The organism is Streptomyces sp. NPDC021020 (assembly GCF_044333285.1).
Classification (GTDB): Bacteria; Actinomycetota; Actinomycetes; order Streptomycetales; family Streptomycetaceae; genus Actinacidiphila.
Genome location: NZ_JBIRQQ010000015.1, coordinates 58073 through 83543, shown reverse-complemented (window position 1 = coordinate 83543; position 25471 = coordinate 58073). Strand labels below are relative to the sequence as shown.

General features: G+C 72.7%; 27 protein-coding genes. 11 read left to right on the top strand and 16 right to left on the bottom strand.

The features are described from left to right. The first annotated feature begins 1 nt into the window (after position 1). On the top strand, positions 2 to 748 hold the full coding sequence (locus tag ACH4SL_RS34400; protein ID WP_398453427.1) for a Crp/Fnr family transcriptional regulator: 747 nt from the start codon (positions 2 to 4) through the stop codon (positions 746 to 748). Between the two features lie 31 nt (positions 749 to 779). On the opposite strand, the gene ACH4SL_RS34395 is transcribed toward ACH4SL_RS34400, so the two are convergent. From ACH4SL_RS34395 to ACH4SL_RS34345, 11 genes are all read right to left on the bottom strand, one after another. Beyond that, positions 780 to 2405, bottom strand: a complete 1626-nt coding sequence (locus tag ACH4SL_RS34395) for a hypothetical protein (protein ID WP_398453425.1) — start codon at positions 2403 to 2405, stop codon at positions 780 to 782. Further along, entirely contained in the window at positions 2402 to 3457 is a 1056-nt protein-coding gene (locus ACH4SL_RS34390) for a protein phosphatase 2C domain-containing protein (RefSeq protein WP_398453422.1), read from the bottom strand. The genes ACH4SL_RS34395 and ACH4SL_RS34390 overlap by 4 nt, the downstream gene beginning before the upstream one ends. Position 3458: 1 nt before the next feature. Beyond that, positions 3459 to 4136, bottom strand: a complete 678-nt coding sequence (locus tag ACH4SL_RS34385; RefSeq protein ID WP_398453419.1) for a hypothetical protein — start codon at positions 4134 to 4136, stop codon at positions 3459 to 3461. 114 nt (positions 4137 to 4250) lie between these two features. Further along, positions 4251 to 5942 (bottom strand): hypothetical protein, encoded by a 1692-nt coding sequence (locus tag ACH4SL_RS34380; protein ID WP_398453415.1) that lies wholly within the window; start codon positions 5940 to 5942, stop codon positions 4251 to 4253. Continuing rightward, entirely contained in the window at positions 5939 to 8032 is a 2094-nt protein-coding gene (locus ACH4SL_RS34375) for a hypothetical protein (RefSeq protein WP_398453413.1), read from the bottom strand. The genes ACH4SL_RS34380 and ACH4SL_RS34375 overlap by 4 nt, the downstream gene beginning before the upstream one ends. A 212-nt stretch (positions 8033 to 8244) precedes the next feature. Beyond that, complete coding sequence (locus tag ACH4SL_RS34370; RefSeq protein ID WP_398453411.1) at positions 8245 to 9018, bottom strand: hypothetical protein; 774 nt, start codon at positions 9016 to 9018, stop codon at positions 8245 to 8247. 164 nt (positions 9019 to 9182) lie between these two features. Next, on the bottom strand, positions 9183 to 9623 hold the full coding sequence (locus ACH4SL_RS34365; protein ID WP_398453408.1) for a GNAT family N-acetyltransferase: 441 nt from the start codon (positions 9621 to 9623) through the stop codon (positions 9183 to 9185). Between the two features lie 22 nt (positions 9624 to 9645). Continuing rightward, complete coding sequence (locus ACH4SL_RS34360; RefSeq protein ID WP_398453405.1) at positions 9646 to 10008, bottom strand: DoxX family protein; 363 nt, start codon at positions 10006 to 10008, stop codon at positions 9646 to 9648. After that, the gene (locus tag ACH4SL_RS34355; RefSeq protein WP_398453402.1) at positions 10005 to 10619 is read right to left on the bottom strand and encodes a TetR/AcrR family transcriptional regulator; all 615 of its coding nucleotides are present in this window, start codon (positions 10617 to 10619) and stop codon (positions 10005 to 10007) included. The genes ACH4SL_RS34360 and ACH4SL_RS34355 overlap by 4 nt, the downstream gene beginning before the upstream one ends. 83 nt (positions 10620 to 10702) lie before the next feature. Next, positions 10703 to 11044, bottom strand: a complete 342-nt coding sequence (locus ACH4SL_RS34350) for a hypothetical protein (protein ID WP_398453400.1) — start codon at positions 11042 to 11044, stop codon at positions 10703 to 10705. A 54-nt stretch (positions 11045 to 11098) separates the two neighbouring features. After that, positions 11099 to 11536 (bottom strand): hypothetical protein, encoded by a 438-nt coding sequence (locus tag ACH4SL_RS34345; protein ID WP_398453397.1) that lies wholly within the window; start codon positions 11534 to 11536, stop codon positions 11099 to 11101. Positions 11537 to 11631: 95 nt separating this feature from the next. Here ACH4SL_RS34345 and ACH4SL_RS34340 point away from each other — a divergent pair, with 95 nt between their 5' ends. The 3 genes from ACH4SL_RS34340 (at position 11632) to ACH4SL_RS34330 (ending at position 13140) form a co-directional block, all read left to right on the top strand. Then, positions 11632 to 12081, top strand: coding sequence for a helix-turn-helix domain-containing protein (locus tag ACH4SL_RS34340; RefSeq protein ID WP_398453395.1), 450 nt, complete (start codon positions 11632 to 11634; stop codon positions 12079 to 12081). Then, a complete protein-coding gene (locus ACH4SL_RS34335; protein ID WP_398453392.1) occupies positions 12078 to 12659 on the top strand; it encodes a hypothetical protein in 582 nt (193 codons plus the stop codon). The genes ACH4SL_RS34340 and ACH4SL_RS34335 overlap by 4 nt, the downstream gene beginning before the upstream one ends. Before the next feature lie 106 nt (positions 12660 to 12765). Continuing rightward, complete coding sequence (locus ACH4SL_RS34330) at positions 12766 to 13140, top strand: DUF2516 family protein (protein ID WP_398453389.1); 375 nt, start codon at positions 12766 to 12768, stop codon at positions 13138 to 13140. An 18-nt stretch (positions 13141 to 13158) separates the two neighbouring features. Here the strand turns inward: ACH4SL_RS34330 and ACH4SL_RS34325 are convergent, their stop codons facing one another. Both ACH4SL_RS34325 and ACH4SL_RS34320 read right to left on the bottom strand, forming a co-directional pair. After that, a complete protein-coding gene (locus tag ACH4SL_RS34325) occupies positions 13159 to 14496 on the bottom strand; it encodes a PP2C family protein-serine/threonine phosphatase (RefSeq protein WP_398453386.1) in 1338 nt (445 codons plus the stop codon). A gap of 513 nt (positions 14497 to 15009) precedes the next feature. Continuing rightward, on the bottom strand, positions 15010 to 15858 hold the full coding sequence (locus ACH4SL_RS34320) for a class I SAM-dependent methyltransferase (RefSeq protein WP_398453383.1): 849 nt from the start codon (positions 15856 to 15858) through the stop codon (positions 15010 to 15012). A 182-nt stretch (positions 15859 to 16040) separates the two neighbouring features. On the opposite strand from ACH4SL_RS34320, the gene mshA reads away from it, so the two are divergent. From mshA to ACH4SL_RS34305, 3 genes are all read left to right on the top strand, one after another. Next, the gene (gene mshA, locus ACH4SL_RS34315) at positions 16041 to 17405 is read left to right on the top strand and encodes a D-inositol-3-phosphate glycosyltransferase (protein WP_398453380.1); all 1365 of its coding nucleotides are present in this window, start codon (positions 16041 to 16043) and stop codon (positions 17403 to 17405) included. Next, complete coding sequence (locus ACH4SL_RS34310) at positions 17398 to 17943, top strand: YbjN domain-containing protein (RefSeq protein WP_398453377.1); 546 nt, start codon at positions 17398 to 17400, stop codon at positions 17941 to 17943. Before mshA ends, ACH4SL_RS34310 begins: the two co-directional genes overlap by 8 nt. Before the next feature lie 125 nt (positions 17944 to 18068). Further along, positions 18069 to 19703 (top strand): glycosyl hydrolase family 28-related protein, encoded by a 1635-nt coding sequence (locus ACH4SL_RS34305; RefSeq protein WP_398453375.1) that lies wholly within the window; start codon positions 18069 to 18071, stop codon positions 19701 to 19703. A 9-nt stretch (positions 19704 to 19712) separates the two neighbouring features. Here the strand turns inward: ACH4SL_RS34305 and ACH4SL_RS34300 are convergent, their stop codons facing one another. Further along, positions 19713 to 20972 carry an MDR family MFS transporter gene (locus ACH4SL_RS34300; protein WP_398453372.1) on the bottom strand — a complete coding sequence of 420 codons (1260 nt, stop codon included), beginning with the start codon at positions 20970 to 20972 and terminating at the stop codon, positions 19713 to 19715. 98 nt (positions 20973 to 21070) lie between these two features. Between ACH4SL_RS34300 and ACH4SL_RS34295 the strand changes: the two genes are divergently transcribed. Next, positions 21071 to 21829, top strand: a complete 759-nt coding sequence (locus ACH4SL_RS34295; RefSeq protein ID WP_398453369.1) for a phosphoglyceromutase — start codon at positions 21071 to 21073, stop codon at positions 21827 to 21829. 86 nt (positions 21830 to 21915) lie between these two features. Here the strand turns inward: ACH4SL_RS34295 and ACH4SL_RS34290 are convergent, their stop codons facing one another. Both ACH4SL_RS34290 and ACH4SL_RS34285 read right to left on the bottom strand, forming a co-directional pair. Beyond that, positions 21916 to 22095 carry a hypothetical protein gene (locus ACH4SL_RS34290; protein WP_398453656.1) on the bottom strand — a complete coding sequence of 60 codons (180 nt, stop codon included), beginning with the start codon at positions 22093 to 22095 and terminating at the stop codon, positions 21916 to 21918. A 311-nt stretch (positions 22096 to 22406) separates the two neighbouring features. Beyond that, complete coding sequence (locus ACH4SL_RS34285) at positions 22407 to 23195, bottom strand: GntR family transcriptional regulator (RefSeq protein WP_398453366.1); 789 nt, start codon at positions 23193 to 23195, stop codon at positions 22407 to 22409. Positions 23196 to 23302: 107 nt separating this feature from the next. Here ACH4SL_RS34285 and ACH4SL_RS34280 point away from each other — a divergent pair, with 107 nt between their 5' ends. Genes ACH4SL_RS34280 through ACH4SL_RS34270 form a run of 3 tightly spaced genes read left to right on the top strand, consistent with a single transcriptional unit; the run spans position 23303 to position 24436 of the window. Further along, positions 23303 to 23710, top strand: a complete 408-nt coding sequence (locus tag ACH4SL_RS34280; protein WP_398453654.1) for an NUDIX hydrolase — start codon at positions 23303 to 23305, stop codon at positions 23708 to 23710. Between the two features lie 46 nt (positions 23711 to 23756). Further along, the gene (locus tag ACH4SL_RS34275) at positions 23757 to 24182 is read left to right on the top strand and encodes an ATP-binding protein (protein ID WP_398453363.1); all 426 of its coding nucleotides are present in this window, start codon (positions 23757 to 23759) and stop codon (positions 24180 to 24182) included. After that, complete coding sequence (locus tag ACH4SL_RS34270) at positions 24179 to 24436, top strand: hypothetical protein (RefSeq protein ID WP_398453361.1); 258 nt, start codon at positions 24179 to 24181, stop codon at positions 24434 to 24436. The genes ACH4SL_RS34275 and ACH4SL_RS34270 overlap by 4 nt, the downstream gene beginning before the upstream one ends. Positions 24437 to 25471: the final 1035 nt, after the last annotated feature.

Here is a 25471-nt window from a genome sequence, read left to right as displayed (position 1 = left end):
GATGACGCCCTCCGAGGAAGCGGCACCCGACCGCCGGCAGGCCGCCGACGATGCCTTCTGGTCACTTCTCGACGCCCCTGCCCGGCATGCGCTGCGAACCGCCGGCCACGTGAGGACGTACGCCCCCAGGGATTTCCTGCTGCGTCAGGACGACCGCTCCGACCACATCTTCGTGCTGCGCAGCGGTTGCGTGAAGGTGTACACGGACAGCGACACCGGCTACCGCACGGTACTAGCCCTGCGCAGGGCGGGCGACCTGGTCGGCGAGCAGTCCGGCCTGAACCGTAGACCCCGCTCCGCTTCCGTCTGCTCGCTGATCGAGGTCGAAGCGCTCGTCGTGCCGGCCAGCCGGTTCAGCACGATACTGAAGTCCAGCGCGGTCATCGCCCAGGCGGTCCAGCAGGTCCTCTCACAGCGGCTACGTGACGCGGACCGGCAGCGCGCCGCCATAGGTTCCGCATCGGTGGAGGCGCGGCTCGCCGAGCTGCTGCTGCACCTCGCGGAGCGGCACGGCTGCCGGGTCGTCGGCGGGTCAGTGCGGATCGAACTCCCTTTGTCACAGGAAGACTTGGCGGGGCTGGTGGTGAGTTCGCTACGGACCGTCAGCCGCACGCTGGAACAGTGGCGGCGCGAGGGCATACTCACCACGGGCCGCCAGGTCCTCGAACTCGCCGACCTGCAAGCTCTGCACGAGCGGAGTGGCTCATCCGTACCGCCTTCCGGGCTCGGCACGCGGTCCTGGCAGTGACGGTCCTCGCCGCGGACGTGGGTGCTTCTCATCAGATGGCGTCCCAGGAGTAGCCGGGCAGGCCGTTGCGGTTCGCGATCGGATTCCACTGGGCGACAAACATCTTCTTGGCCGCGGTGGCCTGGTCGCTCGCCTGTCCCGCCTGCTGGAAGGCCGTGGCCTGCGTCGTTCGGCCCTGCCCGCAGCCGTCGCGGGCGAGGTCCTGGGCCCACTCCTGGTAGTGGTCGTCGGCCGCGGCGGACGCCGTCCAGGCGGTCGCCAAACTCCTGAGAGCATCGGAACCGCCCGGGACGGAGCCGACGTCGAGGTCGGCCAGCCGGCCGAGCAGGTCCCGGCGTGACGCCGCAGCCTGGGCGAACACGGTGGCGGACGCGGGGAGCGACTTGCATGCGATGACGGACGCGACTGCCGCCTGGACCGATTGACGGGTGTCCACGTTGCTCTGGAGCAGATCGTCAACGGCGGCGACCTGGCTCTCCTCGGTCGAGTCGTCGGAGCTGTCGGAGCCGCTTCCTCCGTCGTCGGAGTGCGTGCTGTCGCCCGTGTCGCCCGTGTCGGCGGACGCCGTGACGTGGGGGGCACCCGACAGCCCCTGGGACAGGTGGCGGTAGAGGTGCGGCGGGCCGAACAGCAGCAGGAAGACCGCCAGTGCGGTGACCAGCCGGGGGGCCGTCCGGACCGGTTTCGGCGGCACCGTGCCACCCCGCGGGGGGCCGCCCGGTGGCACCGTGTTCCGCGCCCGGGCCGGGCTCGCGGTCGTGGGGTGAACGACGCGGGGCCCCTGGCTGGACCGCCCCAGTGGATTCCGGGCGATCACCTCCTCCAGTTCGTGAGCCCACTCGTGCATCGTCGGCCGCAGCAGCGGGTCGGCCGACTGTCCACTCGTCGCGAGCTGTGCCAGCGCCGGGTCGGCGTTGCCGAGTTCATCGCTGTCGGTGCTCTCCTGCTCTCCCCGGAAGAGCCGGATCGCCAGCAGGCTGTATTTGTAGCGGTCGCTCTCCGGGGTGCCGAGTTCCTCGCCGGTGGGGTCGGGCACCTGCCAGCCCGCGGTCTCGGCCTGCGGCAGCACCTGGCGGCCGTGCAGCCTCATCGCGTCGCAGTCGATGAAGAAGCAGGCGGGCTGCGGGGCGAGGGAGAACATCAGGTTGTTCGCGGACAGATCGCCGACCGCGATGCCCAACTCGTGCAGCCGCCCCATCAGTCCGGCCAGGTCCCGTAGCAGCAGCAGCCGGTGCAGGTCGGTGATGCGGATCGCCATCCGGTCCAGGTAGTCCTGGCTGTTGAAGAGGAACTGGAAGGCCGCGAGTGACGTTTTGCCGACCGGCGCCGGGAGGTGAAGGGTGAAGGTGTCGGGCACTCGGCGCATCAGGAAGCCGCACGGGCCGCGGTCGTCCTCGACCACTGCCGCCGGCCAGGCGCTGCGCTCGCACAGCCAGCGGCCCACCGGGGGGTCGAGCGCCGGGACGAAATCCACCATGGCCTGCAGCGCGGTGAAGTCGGCGGTGGCCCGGATGCCCGGTGTGTACTGCTTGTAGGCGACGGGCCACTCCTTGTTGATCTTCCGTTCCTTGACCCCCCACACCTCCCCCTGCCCGCCTTTGCCCAGCGACCCCTCGCGGACGAAGGTGTCGAGGTGCACCCGGGCGGAGCCGGTCATCGCCCTGGCTCCTGGAGCAGGTGCCGGGGCCATACCGCGAGCAGGGTGCGGTCGTCGTCGAAGGTCTCCCGGGAGAAATCCAGCAGGTGGGCGAAGGCGAGGGGCGAGGGCGGCACGGCCAGGCTGCGGTGGAAGTGCAGGCCGACGGCGCCCTCCCCGTCGCCCAGCGCGTCACCGAAGCCGTCCGTGCCGACCAGCAGCACGGAGGACGGGCCGAGTTCGACGGTCCGCAGCGCGAGCGGCGCGGGCACGCGCGGCAGCGGGGTCACAGCCGAGGAGACGACGTCCTCGCCCTCGGTGTCCTTGGTCGCCAGGAGCCGGTGGTAGCGTCCGTCGGCCCTGTCGAGAACCCAGGCTGCCGAGTCCCCGACCTGGACGAGGTGCACGCGCGGGACACCGTACCGGTCGGTCCGCACCACGCCGGCGACGAGCGTGGTGGCGTACAGCTGTTCGGCCTCCTCCGCGTAGGCGGATTCCGGCTCCCGGCCGGCCGCGGCCCGGGCGACCAGACTCCAGGCAGCCGTCCGCACCACATGCGCCCAGTCCAGCGTCGGCACGTCCGAGTCGAGCTGGTGCAGCAGGTCGCCGACGGCGGCGCGGCATGCCAGCACCGCCCCCGTCGCGGATTGCGGGGCGGCCGAGACGCCGTCGGCCACCGCGAAGACCACGGTCCCGCTGTCCTTGTGGACCGCCACCGCACAGTCGTCCTCGCGCGGCGTGCCGTTGTAGCGGTGCGCGTAGCCGCGGACGGAGGCCAGGCGCATCGTCACCAGGTCGGTCGACCAGCCGTCCGCGATCGTGTCGGGGCGGTACGGGGACGCTCCGGGCGGCCGTGCCTCGAAGGCGTGGCCGGGCTTGCCGACCTCGACCACCGACCAGTCCGGCACGGGAGGACCGGCCGGCCGGTCGGCACACGGCTTCGGCCGGGGCTGCGGCTTCGGCGTCACCTGCGACGCCGACGGCTCGAAGTCCGCCCGCCAACCGTTGTGATGCTCCCAGTCGTTGATGCCGACCGGCTCCCTGCGGGGCTCCGGTCCGTGTGCTCCGGCCATCTCAGACCTCGTCGATCGCCATGATGAAGCCGTCGGGCTTGGCGATGATCAGCTCGGCGTTGCCGGCGGCGAGGTTGCGTCCGGACTCGACCATGCTCTTGGTGAGGGCGACGAAGAAGGAGGAGATGGCCTTCCCGAGGTCGGCGGCGGGCTTGGAGACCAGGGCGAACGTCGGTGTGGAGGCCACCTCCAGCATGACCTCCGGCGACGCCCCGCCGATCCCGCAGGCCACGATGTTCGGCGCGCCCGGGGTGAGCGCCCGGTCGGAGAGCTGCCGGTGCGGCGTGCGCCAGTCCTCGCCGGAGTTGGGCATGCCGTCGCTGAGCAGGAACACCGCCGGGCGGTGAACCCGGTACCCGTCCGCCTTGAGCTTGCCGATGTCGTTCGGAAGCCGTTGCAGCACGGCGTTGAACGCCGCCGCGTAGCTGGTGCTGCCGCGGGTGGACAGCTCCGGCGACCTGTACTCGGCGCGCAGGTCGGCGAGTTCGGTGTACGTTGCGACGTCGTCGGCGAAGCCGAGCACGGTGAGCCGCACCTTCGCGGCGGCCATCGGCTCGGCGAGCATCGTGTCGTAGAGGGACCGCAGTCCCTTGTTGAGTTCGCCGAGGTGCGGGGTCATCGACCCGGACTCGTCGGCGAGTACGTAGACGGGCAGCAGAGCCCCGCGGTTGTTGGACACAGCGGTTTTCCTTCGTTCGGCCGAACCAGGTCGGGCTGAGCGGACGGTTGGGCGCCCGCCGGCAGGCAGCAGGTGCGGGGCCGGTGGGGGTGCGGTCGGCCGGCCGCCGTGTGGTCAGAGGACGGACGAGGCCGGTCGCAGCCCTTCGGGACAGTCGGCGACGAGGTCCGGGCGACCCGCGAGCACGGTGCGGCCCAGGCGCAGCACCGTGTTCTGCAGCAGGGCCGAGAAGGCTGCCGCCTGCTCGGCCGCGTCGGCGGCGGTGACGGTGACGTAGGCGAGTTCGGCTGCGGAGGCGCAGCGCAGCACCGTGCGCGCCTCGCTCTCCCCGAGGCCGCAGGCGACGATCTTGGGTGCGTAGCGGTGTTCTGCCAGGTTCTGCTGGCCCTGCGTCCACCGGGCGCCGTCCTGCGGCGGGGCGGTGGTCACCAGGAAGACGACCGGCCGGTGCGCCCGGCCGCCGCCCTGCTTGAGCCCGTCGACGTCCCCGGGCAGCAGGTCGAGCAACGCGTCGAAGGCCGAGCCGAGGTGCAGTCCGCCGGCTGCCGACAGGTGGGGGACGTCGGTGCCCCAGCCGATGTGTGTCAGCGGCAGCCGCATGTCGGGCCGTTCGGCGATGCCGACCACGGACAGCCGGAGGCCGGCGGCCACGTCGGGGCTCTGGGCGAGCGCCGTGTGCAGCGACCGCAGCCCGTCGTTGAAGCCGGCCGTGAAATGCGCGGCCGCCTGGGACGCGTCCAGCAGCACGTAGACCGGCAGGACGACGACCGGCTCCCTCGGGGTGCTTGCCGCCGGACCCGCGCCGGGAGCCGCCGGGTTTCCCCAGAGCACCGGCGCCGTCGGCCTCGGCACGGACCCTTCCGCGGCGGGCGGCAGACCGGCGGGGGGAGCCCAGGGCAAGCTGCCGTCGAACCTGCCGCCGTTCAGCGCCGCCAGGTCGGCGGGGCGGAAGAAGTCCTTCTCGACCAGGAACTTGAACCTCTGGTCGGCACGCTCGACGCCCAGCTCCCAGCGTGCCGCCTGAGCGTTTTCCCACTCGATGCGCAATTGCATCGCCCGCTCGGTGTCCTCGGGGTGCTTGGTCAGATGCCACCGGATCAGCCCCTCGATGTCCCACGCCATATCGGCGAGGACCTTTCCGCGCCGCCCGTCGCGCGCGAGTTCGCCGTCGAGCTCGATGTCCTTGACGGCCTCGTCGGAGCGCGTCTCGGCCACCCGCCGGTCGTGCTCGCCTTCCGCGAGTGTCCGGTCCCGTTGTGCCCGCGTCACCGCTTTTCGGTACTCCCGGGCGGCATCGTCGGGTTCCAGGTGGACCCAGCACCGGAAGATGGTGATGCCCTCGGGCAGCACCACCCCGTTCTGGAAATGGCGGTTGACGGCGGCTTCGGCCCGGTCCGCGTCCTCGATCGGGAACCCCCGCGCGACGGTGCGGATCTGGTGGACGACGTACCCGTACACGACGGCCAGGGCGTCGGGGAGGTTGCGCCGGACCACTTCCGCCGGGTCGTGGACCCGGAAGCCCACGTCGAAGTGGGCCGCGAAGTGGTGCGCCTGGTCACTGCACGGCAACGGGGTACGGCTGACGTTCGCGTGGCGCAGATGGTCGCTCAGGTCGACGAGCAACCGGATGCCCGCCCTGCCGAACACCCTTGCCCAGAACGAAGGGGTGGACTTGGTGCCGACGGTGAGCGTACCGTCCGTCGCCCGGTGCACGACCGCCACGTTGCGGTGCTCGTCCCACCACTCCCGGTAGCGCTCGGTAGGTACCAGATCGATGTTGGAGATCAGCGGCAGCGGTGTGGTCACGTCAGTCCCTCCCGGACGAGCAGTCTGTTCACGGCCCAGGCGGTGAGCGGCAGCGGCGCCAGCTCCTCGCGGTCCGTCCATGAGTCGGCGTAGCGCCGGACGATCGCGGCGGACCGGCGGTCGCCGGTCACCACGTCGCCGAGCATGGCCAGGAACACCGCACGCAGCTGTTCGTCGGCCTCCGCGAGTCCGGCCCACGTCTTCAGCGCGTCCTCCGCCTGCCGGTTGAAGAACGGCTGGCTCAGCACCTCGCGCCACAGCACTCGCAGCGGATCGACCAGCTCCGGCCGGTCCGACCGGAGGAACAGCAGCAACGGCCAGCCGTCGGCCTCCTGCGTACCGGTCTGCGAGCCGTCCACCACTGATTGCATGGCCACGATGAGGAACGCCAGCAGGCAGCTGGGGCGGGTCTGCGTGTCGGCCAGGCCCGCCCGAAGCGCGCCCAGCACCAGCGGCGCCGTGGCGCTGTCCTCGACGAGCAGGTCGGTGTAGGCGTATCCGATCGCGACCGCGACCTTGATGTGGTCCACCTGCGACAGCCGCGACAGCGCGGTGATGGACTGCCGCACGTCGGCCGAGAGCGGGGTCAGCCCGTATACCCGCGCCGCGGTGGCCTGTCCGAGCGGACGCGACCGGTCGGCGTACCACTCGCCCACAACTGCCCTGATGTCGGGCAGCAGGGCGGGATTGCGGCTGGCCGCGGCGAGCGTGTAGGCGGCCGCGTTGCGGTACCGGAAGTCGTCGTGGTGCGCCCAGCGCGCCAGCACCTCCTGGCTGATGTACGGGAACGCGTCCGCGAGCAGTCCGCCCAGCGCGACCGCCGCGTACACCGACGCCTCCTGCGAACCCTCGGCGACGACCTCACCGAGCCAGTCCAGCAGCACGTCCTGCACGGACAGCTCGGTCCAGGCGTGGGCTATCACCCGGCGCGGGTAGTCCGGTTCCTGGTAGGCCAGGCACACCACCGGAGCGCGTCCGGTGGGGCTGCCGTCCCGCCGGCCCGCGACGGCGGGTGTGCGGCGCGCCCGCAGCCGGGCCAGCAGCTTGCGCAACGGAGCCCCCGCCGGGTCCCGCGGAGGCAGGCCCTTGTAGTTTCCCTCGTCCTTCGCGGGATGGGCCGGCGAACGTGCCTCGTCCAGCCGCCGCAGCAGCGCGCGCGCCGCCTGGGCTATCTCCTCCTGCGGCAGCCCGTTGAGCACGGCCAGTGCGATGGACAGGCAGCGGACGTGCGGCTTGGTGAGCCCGTCCGCCCAGATCTCGAAGGTCTCCAGGCCCTTGCGGGCCACCCGCTCGCTCACCTGGAGCAGGTCGGGGGCGCCGGACGAGAACTCGTCGTGCAGCGCGGTTGCCAGGTCCGCCGCGGTCCGGCAGGAAGCTCCCCTGTCCAGGTGCTCGGCGAGCAGCGCCTCCACGTCCGGGTCGGCCAGGATCTGCCCGGTGGCCTCGCTGCCGAGCCGCCAGTCCAGGTAGCGCCGTACGATGCCGCGCGGGGCGGGCGGCTGCGACAGGTCCACGACGCCGGAGAGCACGTCGCTGTCGGCGACATCGGTGTCCGCGACGGTCACCACCATGACGGCGCCCGCGGCCAGCAGAGCGGTCTGCAGCCGCTGGTAGATCTCGCCGCGCAGGTTCGCGGCGTCGGCGGGCCGGTCCAGCAGGAAGCCCGCTCCAACCTCGATCCCGGTGGCGGCGCCGTTCTCCCCGGTGTCGAGCCGGTCCACGAGCGAGCCGAAGTCGAGTCGGCTGTCGAGGTGGTAGACCGTCCCCTCGCAAGTCGTCAGGAGGCGTACGGCAGCGGCGGTCTTGCCCAGGCCGGCGGGCCCGCGCAGGATGACGACGCCCTGCTGGTGCAGCGCGGTCCTGGCCTCCTCCAGGCCGGGCGCGTCCTCGAACGCGTAGCGGACGCGGTCCCGCAGAACGGGGGAGAGCGGGCGCAGCCGGTCCCTGCGGCCGCCCAGCAGGTACACGAACTTGTCCCCGCCGACCACGTCGCCCTCGACGTTGGCGAACGCGTTGCGCAGATGGCCGTGCAGCTGCGAGCCCTGGCCCATGCGGTCGGTCGCCGCGCTGGCGTCCTCGCCGGGGCCCACCCGGTCGGTGGCTGCCGCGGATGTGCCGCCCGGTGCGCCGGCGGCGCCGCCGTCCCCCGTTCCCGGGGCACCGGCCCCTCCCGCGTCGGAGCCGCCCGACGCGCCTCCTGGTACGGGAGGGGCCGGCGTCCCCCCGGCGACCGGGGCGCCCCCCGACGCCCCGGGCGCTGTCGCACCGCTCGGCGCGGTGCCCCCCGTCGGAGTGGCGGTGGTCACGAGACCGTTCCCGGTCCGTGGACGTGCTTGTCGCCGCCGACGACATCCCCGTGCACCGTACGCACCCGGATGTCGGTCACCCGGCCCGCGGAGCCGGCGCCGGGCCGTTCTGCGGCCCCGGTGCCACCGGTGGTCGGTGCCGCGGGAGCCGGCTGCGGTGCGGTGGCTGCCGACGGCAGCCCGGGCGGTGCGCTGTACCCCGGCACGGTGACCCGTCCGCAGAGCGTCTCGCCGTGCTTGGTGGTGAACCGCATGGGCAGGTAGGCCGCCGGGTCCAGCCCGCGGTGGCCGTGCCGCACCACGCCGTCATACACCTGCTCGGAGACCACGAAGGCCAGCCGGGCCAGGGTGGCCTTCCTCAGCACGTTCCGCAGCGGCTGTGCATCGACCAGCCGGAAGGCGGTGTTGACCGCGTCGCCCGACCAGCCGTGCGCGTCCTGGGCGGCGAGCCCCTGGTGGAGCGCCACCCGCATCCTCAGGGAGTTTTCCTCGCCGTGGACGCGCGCCTTCTCCCGCAGCCCGTCGTCGAGCGCGCGCACCAGCGGGCCGGCCAACCGGACCGGGGAGACCGAGGGCGGCACCAGCATCAGGATGCCGTCGCCGCGGTCCTCCATCGCGATTTCCCGCGCATCGAGCCCGCAGTCCTCGAATGCGGTCCGCACGACGTCGTACATCGCCGCGCGCAGGAATTGCTGGAGCGGATCGGACCGTGTGCTGAACGTCTCCAGGTCCAGCACCACGATCCAGTGGTGCAGCGCTTCGGTGGTCATCCGCCCTCCCCGCGATCCGGCCGAACTGCGGCTCCCCCTGTCCTACGGCACCGTCGGGGGCCCGTCCACGCCAGATGGCGCGCATCGCGCCCGAGCCGCCCGCAGCTCGTGGGGCCCACTGCGCCGCGGTGGGGATACGGATTGCGCCCGGTGCGGGCACGGGGTCAGCGCGGGCCGACCGTGAAGCGCAGGACGCGGGAGTCGCGGGTGCGGAAGCCGAGGCGTTCGTAGAGGCGGTTGGCGGCCTCGCGGGAGGGGCGGGACGTCAGGTCGACGGTGCGGGCGCCGGCCTGTTCCGCGAGGCGCAGCGCGTGCTCGGTGAGGGCCGCGCCCACGCCCGCGCCGCGCGCGGCGCCGTCCACGACGACGTCCTCGATACGCGCCCGCAGGCCCGTCGGCAGCGGGAACATCACCAGCGTCAGCGTTCCGACGATCTCCCCGTCGAGCCGCGCGACCAGCACGGTGTTGGCCTCGCTGCCCAGGACCCGCGCGACCCCGTCGGCGTCCAGCACCACCGCGCTGCTCGACAGTTGTGGCAGCAGCCGCGCGAGAGCGCCGACGACGTCCGCGCCCGCCTCCCGTACCACCTCGATCTCCACAGCCATGCCCCGACTGTACGGGGCGCGCTCAGAACCTTCCGAGAGCCACGAAGAGGCAGGCGAGCAGGATGACCAGGTTGATGCCGAAGACCTGCTTGTACTCCCGCAGGCTCCAGTGCGAGACGGCCGCCCCGGCCATGACCGCGGTCAGGCCGACCGCGGCCAGCGGGGTGAGCACCGGGGCCGTGCCCGTCAGCCGCGGGGCGACGAGCCCGACCGCAGCGAGCAGTTCGAGCAGCGCGACGACCCGTATCGCGCGGAGCGGGAAGGGGGCGACGCCGGTCTGGCCGGTCGCGATCATCCGCTCCTTCGACTGCGTCGACTTCATGCTCCCCGAGGCCAGGAAGACGGCCGCGAGCAGGCCCTGGGTGATCCACAACGCGATGTTCATCGTGATCCTCCGTCAGGTGTGGTGACGATCAACTGCTCGGCGAGGTCGACGAAGGCCGCGACCCAGCGGTCCTCGTCCAGGCCGCTGGGGTGCGCGCCGAAGACGTCCCGCAGCAGCCAGAAGTGCGAGACGGACCCGACGAGCACCACGGCGAGCGCCTCCCAGTCCCGCCCCCCGCCGTCCCCGGGCCCGGCCTGCATACGCAGCCACTGCGCGACGGCCGCGTGGATCCGCCGCATCTCCCCCTCCCGGACCTCGTCCAGCAGCGCCGGAAAGGCGGCCAGGTCCCGCACGATCATCCGGTTGAGGTCCCGCTCCTGCTCCAGCCGCCGCAGGCCCGCCCGCGCCAGCCCCGCGAGCCGCTCCCGCAACGGCAGCGCGGCCATGGCCCCCGGGTCCCCGATCATCGCCAGCAGCCCGGCATTCTCCGCGACCTTCGCCCGCACCCCCTCGGCCAGCAACTCCTCCTTCGACCGGAAGTGCCGGTAGAGCGACCCCGACCCGGGCGACAACCCCGCGGCCTTCTCGATCTCCGCAACCGTCGTCCTGGCGTACCCCTGCTCCCCGAAAAGCCGCATGGCCTCGGCCACAACCCGCGCCCGGGTGTCCACCGCGCCCTCCTCTGCAAGTAAGCACTTACTTGCAGAGTAGCCGACACGCGCGCCCCCGGGTAGCCCCGGGCGAACGCCGGTCCCTACCCGGCGACCTGACGGACCGGGACGTCGTCGTCGCCGTACAGTTCGAGCCCGTAGCCGAGGCCGGATCGGGCGAGGAGCGCCGCGAGGGCGTCGAAGCGGGCAGGGTCGACGACGCCGTTCAGCAGGATCTCCCCGCCCCCGAGCGGATCGAGCTCGACCCGGCACCAGCTCGTTTCGACCTCGTACCCGTGCCAGGACGACGACCGGTAACCCCACCCCGCCACCGCAAACCACTCGACCACCCCGGACATGCGCCGCCCCCGCAGAGTGCCGTACACGTTGTTGGCCGCGTCCCACCACGCCGGGTCCAGAGCCGGGCGGTCGTCGGAGATGTCCACGCCGGATCATGACACCTCACCCGCGCGGTCCGCCCGCCATATCCGACGGAGCGCTCAGAGCTCGCCCCGGGGGAAGTGCTCGCCCCGCTTCCCCCGGTAGCCGCTCTCCCCGTAGACGGTGGCGACCTCGTCGAAGCAGCGGACCACCGCGCCGACGAGCCGGTCCATGCTCACCGGCCCGGACCACAGCTCGGTTCCGGCCTTGTCGTGCTCGCCGCCGTGCCGCAGTTCGAGCAGGCGCAGCCAGGCGTCATCCCCCTCCCGGTGGAAGATCCACCGGAAGGCCGTCGGCTCCGCCTCGAACTGCGCCCGCGTCTCCGTCTCGCCGGCCGCGAGCCGGGCCACGGCGGTCAGCAGGTCCTCGGGCGCGGTGCTGAGATACGACGCGGTCAGCTCGACCCGCGCCGCATCGGCCTCGGCGACGCACTTCGCCCAGCCCCGCCCGACGAGAGTCCAGGTGATACGGAGCCCGGGGTCCTCGGGTGCGGTCATGCGCCGAACGGTAGACCCTCGGCCGGGGCCGGGTGGGTTAGCTCCGCGCTAGCGGGTGCTTGCAAAAGTTAGCGGGAGGGTGCACCCTCGTACGTATGGCGTCACTGAGGGTCGGCAACGTCGGGGAGTATCTGCGGGAGCAGCGGCGCAGTGCGCAGCTGAGTCTGCGGCAGCTGGCGGAGGCGGCCGGTGTGTCGAATCCGTATCTGAGCCAGATCGAGCGCGGGCTGCGGAAGCCTAGTGCGGAGATTCTGCAGCAGCTCGCGAAGGCGCTGCGGATTTCCGCGGAGACGCTGTACGTGCAGGCCGGGATGCTCGACGCGCGGGAGCGGGACGAGCTGGAGGTGCCGGCGGCGATTCTCACGGATCCGGCGATCAACGAGCGGCAGAAGCAGGTGCTGATCCAGATCTACGAGTCCTTCCGGAAGGAGAACGCCGCCGCGGGGGAGTCGAAGGCGGCGGCACCGGACGAAGGCGTGGCAGAGCGAGGAGCGGCGGGCGGCCCCCAGGCCTCCGCCGCCGTACGGGAGGAAGACGGGAAATGACCATCACCGACGACATCGTGAAGAGCCTGCGCAACCCGACCCCGCTGTACGCGGTCGCCGGGACCGCGGACCTCGCCGCCGAGAAGCTGCGCGAGGTGCCGGCGCTCTTCGAGCGGCTCCGGGAGCAGGCGCCCGGACACATCGAGAAGATCAAGGGCACCGACCCCAAGGCCGTGCAGGAGCGGGTCGCCGCGGGTGCCAAGGACGCGCAGACCCGGCTCTCGGAGACCTACCGCGACCTGGACCTGAAGTCCTTCCGCGAGATGCCGGACTTCAAGAAGCTCGGCGAGTCCGTGCAGGACCTGGCCCTCCAGGGCGTCGGCCGCGCGACCGGTTACGCGGTCAGGGCGCGGGAGACGTACGACGAGCTGGCCGAGCGCGGCAAGGGCGCCGTCGCCCAGTGGCGCGGCGAGGACGGCGACGGCGGCGCGGACGTGCGGCAGATCGCCGACGCCACGCCGAAGAAGGCGACTCCGGCCGCGTCTGCGAAGGCCGCGCCCGCTAAGACCGCCCCCGCCGCCCGCAAGCCCGCGGCGAAGAAGACCCCCGCCGCCAAGAAGGCGCAGCCCGAGGGATGACGGAATCGGGCCGGGCACGCATCGCGCGCCCGGCCCGTTGTACGCGTACGGCCGGTACGGTTGGGTAGCCGGTGAGAACGCCGACGGACAAGGACGGGTGGACAGCGTGCTGATCACAGGCTTCTTCGGGGTGGTCGCCCTGATCTCGTGGGCGCTCCTGATCTTCGCGGTGTTCGCGTTCGTCGACGCCGCCACCTACCGCGAGGACGCGTACCGCGCCGCGGGCAAGAACAACAAGGGCTTCTGGCTCATCATCCTGGGCCTGGCCGGCCTGGTGATGAAGTTCTTCTCGATCATCTCGTTCCTGCCGATCATCGGCCTGATCGCGGTGATCGTGTACACGGTCGACGTCCGCCCCGCCCTGCGCGAGGTCAGCGGACGCGGCCAGGGCCGCAGGCGCGGGATGCCGCGCCGCAGCGGTGGCAGCCGCGGCGGCAGCAGCAGCGACGGGCCCTACGGCCCGTACAACGGCCGCCGCTGACCGGCGCAGAAAAAGCGGCTACGCCGTCGCGCACCGCTCCAGCAGCACCACGGCCACGTCGTCCGTCAGCTCGCCCCCGTTGAGCTCGCGCACCTCCGTCACGGCGGCGTCGAGCAGCGCGTCGCCGTGCAGGCCCGCCGCGAGCAGCCGGGAGACCAGCCGCAGCATGCCGTCCTGCTCCAGGCGCTGCGTGCCGTTGCCGACGCGGCCCTCGATCAGGCCGTCCGTGTAGAGCATGAGCCGCCATTCGCCGTCGAGCGCGACCGGCACCCGCTGCCAGTCGGCCAGCTCGTCGGGGAGCAGGCCCAGCGCGGGGCCGCCGTCCTCGTGCGGGAGCAGCCGGGGGGCGCCGCCGGTGCCGGAGAGCAGCGGGGCGGGGTGGCCGGCGAGGTAGAGGCCGGCGGTGCGGCCGTCCGGGGCGATGTCGAGCGTGCACAGGGTCGCGAAGATCTCGTCGTCGGACCGCTCGTGCACCAGCACCTGCTGCATCGTGCGCAGCAGCGTCTCGCCGCCGAGCCCGGCGAAGGTGAGCGCGCGCCAGGCGATGCGCAGTTCGACGCCGAGGGCGGCCGCGTCCGGGCCGTGGCCGCAGACGTCGCCGATCATGGCGTGCACGACGCCGTCGGACGTGCGGACGGTGTCGTAGAAGTCGCCGCCGAGCAGCGCGCGGCTGCGGCCGGGCCGGTAGTGGGAGGCGAAGCGCAGCCCGGCGCCCTCCAGCAGTGGGGTGGGGAGCAGGCCGCGTTCGAGGCGGCGGTTCTCCTGCGCGCGCAGCCGGGTCTCGGTGAGCTTGCGCAGCGCGAGGTCGGCGCGTTTGCGCTCCACCGCGTAGCGGACCGCGCGCGTCACCCCGGAGGCGTCGACGTCGCCGCGCGGCAGGTGGTCCTGGGCGCCGATGCGTACGGCCTCCGCGGCGGTGCCGTCGTCGGCCCCCTCGGTGAGGACGAGGACGGCGGTGCCGGGCGCGACGCGCAGCACGTGCCGGACGCCCTCCAGGACGTCGGGCAGGTCCAGCAGGATGCAGTGGACGTCGTCGGTGAGCAGCCGGCCCGCGGCGGTGAGGTTGCCCGCGCGCAGGACGCGGATGCGGGGGCCGGCGCCGTCCTGGAAGTAGGGGGCGGTGAAGGCGCCCGCCGGGTCGTCGCCGACGACCAGCAGGTTGAAGGTGACGGGGGCCTCGGCGGTGTCCTTGCGCTGGCGCGGCAGGCTGACCGCGGCGGAGGCGCCGGGCGCGGGGCCCGCGGGCTCGGGGGCGGCGGCAGCGGAAGCGGCGGTGGGAGCAGGGGCGGAGGCGGGGCGCCCGGCCCCGGGTCCGGTGGCCGTGGGCCGTTCGGTGCCGCGCTTGGCAGCGGACATCAAGCGACTCCTTTCCGGTCCCCTGAACGATTGACGGTGTTTCCTTTGCCTTGCTTTGCCTTCCCCGGCCCCAGGAACCCTAGTGGCTGAACCTGGCGTCACGGGAGGGGCAGTTGTAAACCGTCACCGTCATATGCGGTGGCCAGGGCGCGATTTCGCCACCGATGTGGGGATCCGCACATGACGTATGTCACGCGGTTTCACTGCAACCATGCCCCGTATCCGGTCCACAACCGGAACCGATGCCGGGCGAATGGCGGGGGAGTGCGGGAATTTGCCCGGCCCGCACAATAGGCGGCGAAATCAACCCCCATGGGCTATTTGTACGGACGGTGCGTCACTCGGAGTGAGCCGCGCGCCGTCGTACGCCCGCGTACGCCGCTGTCCGAGTTCTGCCCCTCCCCGCGCCCGTCCATGCGCGGCCGCCCGAACCCGCGCCCTTCCGTTGCGGCCCGCGCCCTCCCGCCCGCGTCCGCCGCGCGGAGCCGCCCGCACCCTCCCGCCCGCGCCGCCTCAGCGCGGCGCCAGCGCCTCCCACGCCACCGTGACCTCGCCCTGCCGCCAGCGCGCCGGGCCGTCCGTCACCGGCCAGCCGTCCGCCCGCAGGGCGCGCACCGCCGCTATCCAGCGCTGCCGCGCCCCCAGCGCCGACAGCGGGGCCGCCGCGGCCCATGCCCGGTCGAAGCCGGTGAGAAACGCGTGCACGCCCTCACCCGGCACATTGCGGTGGATCAGCGCCTTCGGCAGCCGTTCCGCCAGGTCCGAGGGGCGCTCCAGCGAGCCCAGCCGGGTGGCGAAGGTCACCGTCCGCGGGCCCTCGGGCCCGAGCGCGACCCATACGTGCCGCCGCCCGATCTCGTCGCACGTGCCCTCGACCAGCAGCCCGCCCGGCGCGAGCCGGGCCGTGAGCCGCGCCCACACCGCGGGCACCTCGTCCTCGGCGTACTGCCGCAGGACGTTCGCGGCGCGGATGAGCGTCGGCCGCCGCCCGTCCGGCAGCGGCACCTCGAAGCCGCCGCGCACGAAGCCCAGCCCCTCGCGGGCGTACGGCAGCGCGGCCGCGACCCGCTCCGGGTCGATCTCGACGCCGACCACCTGCGCGTCCGCCCGCACCCGGCGCAGCCGCCCCAGCAACTCGACGGCGGTCCAGGGCGCGGCCCCGTACCCCAGGTCGACGGCGAGCGGGTCGGCGGTGCGGCGCAGCTGCGGGCCGTGCGCGGCGGCGATCCAGCGGTCCATGCGGCGCAGCCGGTTGGGGTTGGTGGTGCCCCGGGTCACGACGCCGACCGCGGCCCCCGACCCGCCGGGCCCCGCCCCGCCTGCCCCGCGCGCCGCCCGCGCCCGTCCCGTACCGCCGCTCATGCCCGCGAGCGTAACCGGCCGCCCGCGGGGTAGGTGCCGGGTCGCCGCGGGGCGACGTGGAGGGCGGGCGGCGCACCGTCAAGCGGGTTTCATCACGCTTCGGCAAAGGTGGAAATGGAATCCCTGCTTCCGGTGTTGCCCACGGTTGAACGCGGGGGTACGGCTGCCGGAAGGATGGAAGGGTGACGACCCAGTACACGTCCCGGTTCGGCGGGCTGCGCAGCGCGGCCGGTGCGGCCGCCGCGGCGTACCGCCCGCACCGCAGGGGGGGCCGCCGGGTCCGCAGGATCGCCATGCTGAGCGTCCACACCTCGCCGCTGCACCAGCCCGGCACGGGCGACGCCGGCGGCATGAACGTGTACATCGTCGAGCTGGCCCGGCGGCTGGCCGAGCGGGACATAGAGGTGGAGATCTTCACCCGCTCCACCACCGGCGCCCGCCTCCCGCACGTCGAGCTGGCGCCCGGTGTCCTGGTGCGGCACATCGACGCGGGCCCGTACGAGGGCCTGGCCAAGGAGGAGCTGCCCGCGCAGCTGTGCGCCTTCACGCACGGCCTGATGCGCGCGTGGGCCGGGCAGCGCCCCGGCCACTACGACCTCGTCCACTCCCACTACTGGCTCTCCGGCCACGTCGGCTGGCTCGCCGCCGAGCGCTGGGGCGTCCCGCTCGTGCACGCCATGCACACCATGGCCAAGGTCAAGAACGCCGCCCTCGCCGAGCACGACACGCCCGAACCCGTGGCGCGGGTGATCGGCGAGACCCAGGTCGTCGCGGCGGCCGACCGGCTCATCGCCAACACCGACGAGGAGGCCGACGAGCTGGTACGCCACTACGCCGCCCCGCCCGGCAAGGTCGCCGTCGTCCACCCCGGCGTCAACCTCGACCGCTTCCGCCCCGACCCCGGGGGCCGGGCCGCCGCCCGCGCCCGCCTCGGCCTGCCGCAGGACGCGCTCGTCCCGCTCTTCGCCGGCCGCATCCAGCCGCTCAAGGCGCCCGACGTGCTGGTCCGCGCGGTCGCGGTGCTGCTCGCCGAGCGGCCCGCGCTGCGCGACCGGCTGCTCGTGCCGATCGTCGGCGGCCCGAGCGGCACGGGCCTGGCCAAGCCGGAGGCGCTGCACAAGCTCGCCGCCCGGCTCGGCGTCTCCGACGTCATCCGCTTCCAGCCGCCCGTGCCGCAGGAGCAGCTCGCCGACTGGTACCGCGCGGCCACCGTGCTGGTGATGCCCTCGCACAGCGAGTCCTTCGGCCTGGTCGCGATCGAGGCGCAGGCGTGCGGCACGCCGGTCGTCGCGGCCGCGGTGGGCGGGCTGCCGGTCGCCGTGGCCGACGGGCACACCGGCTTCCTCGTCGCCGGCCACGACCCGCAGGACTACGCGCGCGTGCTCGCCCGCTTCGTCGACCACCCGCCGCTCGCCGACACCCTCGGCGCAGCGGCCGCCCGGCACGCCCGCGCGTTCGGCTGGGAGGCCTCCGCGGAGGACACGGCCGAGGTGTACGCGGCAGCGCAGTGGGAGCACCGCCGTCGCCTACGATCGCCCCATGGCTGAGCCTGAGCAGGGCCGCGGCGGCGGCGAGCGTACGGACGACGGGCCCGCCGCGCAGGCCGCGCGGCAGGTCGTCGAGCAGGTGCTGCGCGAGTCCGAGCTGCCGTGGGAATCGCCGCGCCCCGGCACGTACGTCACGCAGCTGCCCGGTACGCGCAAGCTGTCCACCACCTGCCAGCTGATCGTCGGGCGGCACACCCTGTCGCTCAACGCCTTCGTCGTACGCCGCCCCGACGAGAACCACGAGGCCTTCCACCGCTGGCTGCTGGAGCGCAACCTCAAGCTGTACGGCGTCGCGTACGCCGTCGACCGGCTCGGCGACGTCTACCTCACCGGCCGCTTCCCGCTCGCCGCCGTCACCCCCGACGAGGTCGACCGGCTGCTCGGCGCGGTGGTCGAGAACGCGGACGGGTCGTTCAACACGCTGCTGGAGCTGGGCTTCGCGACGGCGATCCGCAAGGAGTACGCGTGGCGGGTCTCGCGCGGCGAGTCGACCCGGAATCTGGACGCGTTCAGCCGGTTGACCAGCGAGGACGCGTAGCTGTTCGGTTCGCGGGTCTTCCGTGCGGGCCGGGTGCCGTGACACCCTCGGGGGCGTCGTACATCTGAACTCTGTTCAGATATGTGAAACGGTGGCTCGACGGTGAGGGGCGAGGGGTGGCGCGCATGAGCGAGGGGCAGGCCGCAGGAGCCGGGGGCGTCGGCGAGGCCGCCGCGCTGTGGGAGGAAATCCGCACCCGCCCGTACACGCACCCGCAGATCCCGTACGTCGCCCTCGCCGGCTGCGGCGGCGGCGCCCGCGCCTTCCCGCGCCACCCGGTCATGGCCAACGCCCTGGACTTCGGCGCCGACCCGTCCGGCGCCGCCGACTCCGCGCCCGCGATCAACCGGGCGTTGCGCGAGGTCGGCGAGTCCGGCGGCGGTACGGTGCTGCTCCCGCCGGGCACGTACCGCGTCGACGACGTCATCCTCGTCGGCTGGAGCCACACCACGCTGCGCGGCGCCGGCAGCGACCGCACCACGCTGCGCGCCACCGCGTCCCTCACCGACCTCGTCGGCCGCTACGGCAGCCGGTACGGCGGCGACAAGTCCTCCTGGTCCTGGGCGGGCGGCCTGGTGTGGATGTGCCCCGCCGACCGCCACCGCGCCCTCACCACCGCGATCCGCGCCGCCGCCTGGCCCTTCGAGGGCTGGACCGGCAATCTCCGCGACGAGGCGGTGGAGCTGGCGCGGGTGACCGAGTTGAGCCCGCAGGGCGGGTGGCAGGCCACGCTGGACGACGTCTCGCGGGTGCGGGCGGGGGATCGGGTGCTCGTGCAGTACGGCGAGCGGTACGGTGCCGGGCCCGCGGCCGCCGCCGGCTGCGACGCGCTGCTCGCCCACATCGCCGGGGACATCCCGGGCGCGGCCGCGTACGACTGGGCGGACAAGACCAAGCTGGTCTCCTACCTCCCCTACGAGTGGCCCGCCGTCATCACCGCCGTGGACCCCGCCCACCACCGCGTGACCTTCGACCGCCCCCTGCCGCTGGCCACCCGCCCCGCATTCCGCCCCCGCCTGACCACGCTCGCCGCGCCGCTGCTGGACGCGGGTGTCGAGGGGCTCACGATCCGCACCGACGCCCCCGCCGAGCAGTCCCCGCACCTGCTCGACCGCGGCTGGAACGGCCTGGTCGCGCAGTGCACCTGGGACTGCTGGGTGGACGACGTGCACGCCGTCGACGTCGACAACGGCTTCCTGATGGTCGCGGCCAAGGCCACGACCTTCCGCCGTACCCGCGTCTCGGGCCGCGGCTGCCACCACGGCTGGGTCTGCCGCGAGGGCTCGCACGACAACCTCGTCGAGGACTTCACCCTCGACGCCCGTACGACCCCGGCCCCCGCCGGCACCCAGCTGCACGGCATCAACGCCGAGGGCCTGTCCTCGTACAACGTCTGGTCGCGCGGCCGGATGGCGATGGGCACGTTCGACACCCACCGCGGGATGCCGTTCGCGAACGTCCGCACCGAGATCACCCTCGTCAACGACGGGCAGCACGGCGGCGACCTGTCCGCGGGCCCGCTCTACGGCGCCCGCTTCACGCACTGGAACGTCACCGTCGCCAACGCCCGCGCGGGCTGCGTCCGGATCGACGACGTCGCGCCGCGCAGCGCGACGGTCGGCGTCTCCGAGGTCCGCCCCTTCGCGCAGGTCGACGAGCCCGACTTCACCGGCCCGCTCGGCTCGCGCCTGGCGGCGTACGGGGCGCCGGGCGCGGTGGAGCCGCCCAACCTGTACGAGGCGCAGCGCGCCCTGCTGTAGGCGCCCGTGTCACGCGGGGGCTTCCGCGGGCTCCGGGAGAAGCTCCTCCGGCACCGTCTTCGCGGCCGTGGCCGTACCCGGCTTGAGCAGCACGTAGTAGCCGACGGACGCGACCGTACCGACGACCGCGCAGCCCAGCCACACCGTCGCGCGCCCGAGGTACTCCAGGGTGAGGCCGCCGACGAGCGGTCCGACGAAGGCTGCGGCGGCCCAGGCCAGCGTGGAGACACCCTGGTAGCGGCCGCGGGCGTGCTGCGGGGCGAGGTCGGCGACCGCCGACATGGAGGCGGGCGCGTGGATGATCTCGCCGATCGTCCAGACCGCGACGGTCAGGGCGTACAGCGCCACGCTCGTCGCGAAGACGGTGAGCCCGATGCCCCAGGACAGGACGAGGCAGCCGGTGGCCAGCAGCATCGCGTTGCTGCGGGCCCGCAGCGCGCGGGTGACGGGGATCTGGAGCAGCACGATGACGACGCCGTTGATGCTCGCGATCAGGCCGAACTGCTGCGAGCTGAGCCCGTGCTCGCCCATGTCGACGGCGAGGGTGGAGTTGGCCTGCTGCATCACGGCGGCGAAGACGAAGATCAGCCCGGTGAGGACCATGAAGCGCCGGTCGCGCAGGACGTCCAGCAGCGTCGTCCGGGGTGCCCCGGCCTCCTGCGCAGCGCTCCGCGCCGCCTCCGGCCTCGTCTCCGACACCTTCACGTAGACGACCACCGCGCACAGCACGGTGGTCAGCGCGTCGCCGAGGAAGAGCCACAGATAGCCCTCGGCGGCGATGAAGCCGGCCGCGGCCGCCGAGACGCCGAAGCCGATGTTGATCGCCCAGTAGTTGAGCGAATACGCGCGGACCCGGTCGGCGGCCGGGACGAGGTCGGAGATCATCGCGGAGAGCGCGGGCCGCGAGGCGTTGCCGGTCAGGCCGACGAGGGCGGCGACGGCGGCGATCGCGACGGCCCCGTCCACGAAGCCGAGCACCGCGGTCGTCACGGCGGCGCCGAGCTGCGCGGCCAGCAGCGTCACCCGCCGCCCGAGCCGGTCGGCCAGCACCCCGCCGAGCACCGCCCCCACCGCGCCGCCGAGCCCGAAGAGCGCGGCGACCAGACCGGCGTACGCGGCGGAGTAGCCGCGGTCGACGGTGAGGTAGAGCGCGAGGAAGGTCACGACGAAGCCGCCGAGCCGGTTGACCAGCGTGCTCGTCCACAACCACCAGAACTGCCCCGGCAGGCCGCCCGCCGTCTCTCGTACCGCTCGGCTGATGGCCGCCACGGGTCACTCCCAGGTCTCTTGTAAGAGGCGCAAATGCTTCGCGCATCTTACCGAGCCCGGTCGCGAGGGGCGATCGGATTTCTCTTAGACTCGATGGCATGGCTGCTGCTGCGTACAAGCTGATCCTGCTCCGCCACGGCGAGAGCGAATGGAACGCGAAGAACCTGTTCACCGGCTGGGTGGACGTCAACCTCAACGACAAGGGCGAGAAGGAGGCCGTCCGCGGCGGCGAGCTCCTGGCGGAGGCCGGGCTGCTGCCGGACGTGGTGCACACCTCGCTCCAGAAGCGCGCCATCCGCACCGCCCAGCTGGCCCTCGAAGCCGCCGACCGCCACTGGATCCCGGTCCAGCGCAGCTGGCGCCTCAACGAGCGCCACTACGGCGCCCTCCAGGGCAAGGACAAGGCCCAGACCCTCGCCGAGTTCGGCGAGGAGCAGTTCATGCTGTGGCGCCGCTCCTACGACACCCCGCCGCCCCCCCTTGAGGACGGCACCGAGTTCTCCCAGAGCGACGACCCGCGCTACGCCTCCATCCCCCCGGAGCTGCGCCCCCGCACGGAGTGCCTCAAGGACGTCGTCCACCGGATGCTCCCCTACTGGTACGACGCGATCGTCCCCGACCTCCTGACCGGCCGCACCGTCCTCGTCGCCGCCCACGGCAACTCCCTCCGCGCCCTGGTCAAGCACCTCGACGGCATCTCCGACGCGGACATCGCCTCCCTCAACATCCCCACGGGCATCCCCCTCGCCTACGACCTCGACCCCGACTTCCACCCGGTGACCCCGGGCGGCCGCTACCTCGACCCCGACGCGGCGGCGGCGGCGATCGAGGCGGTCAAGAACCAGGGCAAGAAGTAGTCTTTCTCCGCTTTACGCGTGCCCCCTGCTGTGCGGCTTCCCGCGCGGCAGGGGGCACGGGTGCGTCCGGGGCCGTGGGTGGGCCGTCAGGGCATCGGGGCGGTGCGCTCTCCGGGCTCCGGTTCCTGTCGCCACTCCGCTCGGGCGCCAGCGCTTTCGAGCAGAGCGACAGCGGACTGGGCACTGAACTCAGACAGATCCCCAAGAAGGATGACGGGAGTTTGGCGCGCCAGGTCGCGGCTGTGCCACAAGCTCAGCCCGGTCACCTTGCGCACTGCCAGGATCACATCCCTCTCGCGGGGCCCCCGCAGTCGATGAGCACCACCTCGTGGGAAGGGTCATCGCAGAGCAGCGTCTCGGACCCGATGGAATCTTCGTCGGACATCCCGCTCCCTCAACTCAGCGAGCGGGAGCCTATGCACTACGGAAGTGCAGCAGCCACAGCTTTTCGGGCCCGGCTCGCTTGGCGATCTCGCGGCGCAGGGAGATGGAGAAGGGCCGCCACAGGGCCCCGGTATGGGCGGTGAAGGCGTACGAGTCCGCGAGAACGCACGGCATCACGACCCAGCCGCGCGGGTCAGGTGGCGGGGAGCTGGTACGCGAGGACGTACGCGTCTGCCGCCATGACGGTGTCGCAGACCTCGACGGCGCGTCCTTCGATGTCGTAGGCGGTGCGGACGAGGTGGATGACGGGCACGCCTGCGGCGAGCTGGAGGAGCTTGGCCTCGTCGGGTGAGGGCATGCGGGCGCGGATCTCTTCCTCGAAGTGGTCGAGTTGGTGGCCGAGTTCTTCGAGCCGGGCGTAGATGCCGCCTGGCCCGGGGTTGGGTTCGGCGATGGCGGTGCCTCGGGCCAGGTCGAGCGGTAGGTACGAGGTGGCGTATTCGACGGGCCGTCCGTCGAGGAGGTAGCGGCGGCGCCGGGCGAGCACTTTGCGGGGGCCGCCCAGCCGGTTCGCGACGTCCTGGCTCGGCTTCTCCTCCGTGACCTCCAGGCTGTCCACGGTCGGGTGGCCGCCCGCTGCGTCGGCCTCGACGATGAACGCCGACTTCCCCTGCTCTCGGTGCCGCCGCGCGAACCGGTCCGAGGCCAGCCGCCGCACGGGCGGCCGGGCCCGCACGAAGACGCCCCTGCCATGTTCGGACACGACCAGGCCCTCGCCCTGGAGGACGGACAGCGCGTTGCGGACGGTCATCCGCGAGACGCCGTAGTGCTCGACCAACTCCGATTCGCTGGGCAGCTTGTCACCTTCGCCGAAGCGCCCCGGACGGATCGCTTCGCGCAACTGGTCGGCGATCTGCCGGAAGACGGCACGGTCGCTGGTCGGGTCCAGCGCCCCGAGAACACCGGAGTACGTACCGGGCAAGGTTCACTCCTTCGGATGTCTAGACAAGTAGCCGACCATACTTGCTACGGTGGGCAGCCTAGCCAGTCGAAGGGACCACGTACGTGCCGATCGAGCGCCCGCACTCGGTGAGCGTCGCCGGAGTCATCGTCGACGACGCCGGCCGGGCCTTGCTGATCCGCCGCCGGGACAACGGCCACTGGGAGCCGCCCGGCGGTGTGCTCGAAGCGGGGGAGACGATCCCCGACGCCCTCCAGCGCGAGGTGCTGGAGGAGACCGGAATCAAGATCGCTCTCCCGGCGACCCTGACCGGCGTCTACAAGAACATGACCGGCCTGATCGTCTCCCTGGTCTTCCGCTGCGAAGCGATCGGCGGCGGTATGTCGACCGGTCCCGAGACCAGCGCCCTGCGCTGGGCAACCCGTAACGAGGTCTCCGAACTTGCCGACGAGGCGTACGCGATCCGCGTCCTGGACGCCCTCGACGCCGCGTCCCCACCGGCCGTCCGCGCCCACGACGGCGTCAAACTCGTCTAGCTCGCAACACCGCTCCATGGCCGCCCATCAGCAGAAAGCAACTTGTATGCACGAGTATATGAGTAGCCCGCAAGTCTGGGGACTGAGTTGCCCCGGCTCCCCCGAAGAAGTAGGCCGCGCCCGCCGCTGGACCCGCGACGTCCTGCGCAATTCCCCCTGCGCGGACGACGCGGCGCTGATCGTCACGGAGCTGAGCACGAACGCCGTGCTCCACACCCACACCGACACCACCACCGACCAGCCGCCCGGAAGCTTCTACGTCAGCCTGTCCGTCTCCGAAGCCCTCGTGTCCATCTCGGTGACCGACTCCGGAGCCACGAAGACCGCCCCGACCGTCGAGCACCCCGACCCCACCGAAACCCACGGCCGCGGCCTGGCAATGGTCACCACCCTCGCCCACCACGTCGAAACCCACGGCGACCAGCACGGCCACACCGTCACCGCCCACCTGACCACGAAAGTCACTCCATGACCTCGCCCACCCCACCACCAGCTGCCCACACCCTGTGGACGGTCGCCCGCATCTGCCGAGCCCTGAACCACACCGTCCTGGAACGCCGCTTCCTGACAGACCTCACCCACGCCCCCGAGCCCGAGGTGATGTCCGTCTTCACGACCTGGCGCAAGATCGCGGCAACGATCGAACAGCACGCCCCCAGCGAGGCACGACTCGACGACCTGGCCTTACCCGCACCTCTCCAATCCCCAACCCCAGAAGGGCAGTGACCGTCCGCTACAACGCCGGACCGAGAGACCTCCCCAAAGGGCCCCGACGCCGTGAAGCTCCACGCGGCCGGGGCCCTTTCACATGCCCACACAAGCGGGCCGAAGTGAGTAACAACTTTCTCTACGAGTTCAAGCTCCCCGCCGTTGGCGGGGAGGGGAGGAGGGGCGCCGGTCGGTCCCTCGGGTGGGGTGTCGCGAGCGCAGAACTCCCGGGCCTTCGGGCCTGCGTGGTGATCAACCCCCGTTCCGACTGGGGTCGGCGACGGTGATCAGCGCACTTCCCGGGAGAAGCCGGCGGGGGGCTGTCGCCCAGGCCTACGGGGACGGCCTTCGCCTTGGGTGGATGGTGGTTGTTCGGCAGCTCTTACCCTTCGGGTACCCGGCTGGCCGGAGCAATCGGCTTCCAGCCGTCGCTACGGGAACACCCCATCGGCCGCCACCGCGGGGGCTCGGGGGCCGCGCTTGCGCTCCTGCCTCCGGCCCGCGCCGCGCGGCCCCCGGCCCCGCGCCAGTAATACCACGGGGTTCCCCGCCACACGCTTTGCCCGACCACCACCGGGACCGAGCACAAACACGCCGACAACCCCACACCACCAGCAGCACAGCAACCCCCGGACCGGCACAAACACCACGTCCCACCAGGCGTCCCGCATCCACCCAGCCATCTGGGCCCAAGGGGGTGTCAGCCAGCACCCGGGAACCACGGCGACCAGGGGAAAAGGAGGGTGGGGAAGGCGGAGGTGGGTGGGTGGTGGTGCCTCCGGCGGGGGCGCTCAGGCTCCGAGATGGACGGGGGCTCGCTCGGCGGGTGCGGGAGCGTCGTGGTGGGGGTGGGAGCTTCCATCCCGCCTGCCATCGACCCGGGCAAAGCCGAGCAGACGCGGCCCAGGGCGCCAAGGTCGTTCGTACAGTGGCGCGCTCCACCTTGACACCCTGAACCACGCCCGCTCCACTGACGTGCGGGCCGACGGCAGACGGGACGGAAGCCAGACGGTAGCTTCGGCAGTAGTGCGCGAGCACACCCGTGGCAAAATG

Bases quoted from the DNA above. Each gene is read 5' to 3' on its own strand.
- ACH4SL_RS34400 (WP_398453427.1), top strand. From the start codon at position 2: ATGACGCCCTCCGAGGAAGCGGCACCCGACCGCCGGCAGGCCGCCGAC.
- ACH4SL_RS34395 (WP_398453425.1), bottom strand. From the start codon at position 2,405: ATGACCGGCTCCGCCCGGGTGCACCTCGACACCTTCGTCCGCGAGGGG.
- ACH4SL_RS34390 (WP_398453422.1), bottom strand. From the start codon at position 3,457: ATGGCCGGAGCACACGGACCGGAGCCCCGCAGGGAGCCGGTCGGCATC.
- ACH4SL_RS34370 (WP_398453411.1), bottom strand. From the start codon at position 9,018: ATGACCACCGAAGCGCTGCACCACTGGATCGTGGTGCTGGACCTGGAG.
- ACH4SL_RS34365 (WP_398453408.1), bottom strand. From the start codon at position 9,623: ATGGCTGTGGAGATCGAGGTGGTACGGGAGGCGGGCGCGGACGTCGTC.
- ACH4SL_RS34360 (WP_398453405.1), bottom strand. From the start codon at position 10,008: ATGAACATCGCGTTGTGGATCACCCAGGGCCTGCTCGCGGCCGTCTTC.
- ACH4SL_RS34345 (WP_398453397.1), bottom strand. From the start codon at position 11,536: ATGACCGCACCCGAGGACCCCGGGCTCCGTATCACCTGGACTCTCGTC.
- ACH4SL_RS34340 (WP_398453395.1), top strand. From the start codon at position 11,632: ATGGCGTCACTGAGGGTCGGCAACGTCGGGGAGTATCTGCGGGAGCAG.
- ACH4SL_RS34335 (WP_398453392.1), top strand. From the start codon at position 12,078: ATGACCATCACCGACGACATCGTGAAGAGCCTGCGCAACCCGACCCCG.
- ACH4SL_RS34325 (WP_398453386.1), bottom strand. From the start codon at position 14,496: ATGTCCGCTGCCAAGCGCGGCACCGAACGGCCCACGGCCACCGGACCC.
- ACH4SL_RS34320 (WP_398453383.1), bottom strand. From the start codon at position 15,858: ATGAGCGGCGGTACGGGACGGGCGCGGGCGGCGCGCGGGGCAGGCGGG.
- ACH4SL_RS34310 (WP_398453377.1), top strand. From the start codon at position 17,398: ATGGCTGAGCCTGAGCAGGGCCGCGGCGGCGGCGAGCGTACGGACGAC.
- ACH4SL_RS34305 (WP_398453375.1), top strand. From the start codon at position 18,069: ATGAGCGAGGGGCAGGCCGCAGGAGCCGGGGGCGTCGGCGAGGCCGCC.
- ACH4SL_RS34295 (WP_398453369.1), top strand. From the start codon at position 21,071: ATGGCTGCTGCTGCGTACAAGCTGATCCTGCTCCGCCACGGCGAGAGC.
- ACH4SL_RS34275 (WP_398453363.1), top strand. From the start codon at position 23,757: ATGCACGAGTATATGAGTAGCCCGCAAGTCTGGGGACTGAGTTGCCCC.
- ACH4SL_RS34270 (WP_398453361.1), top strand. From the start codon at position 24,179: ATGACCTCGCCCACCCCACCACCAGCTGCCCACACCCTGTGGACGGTC.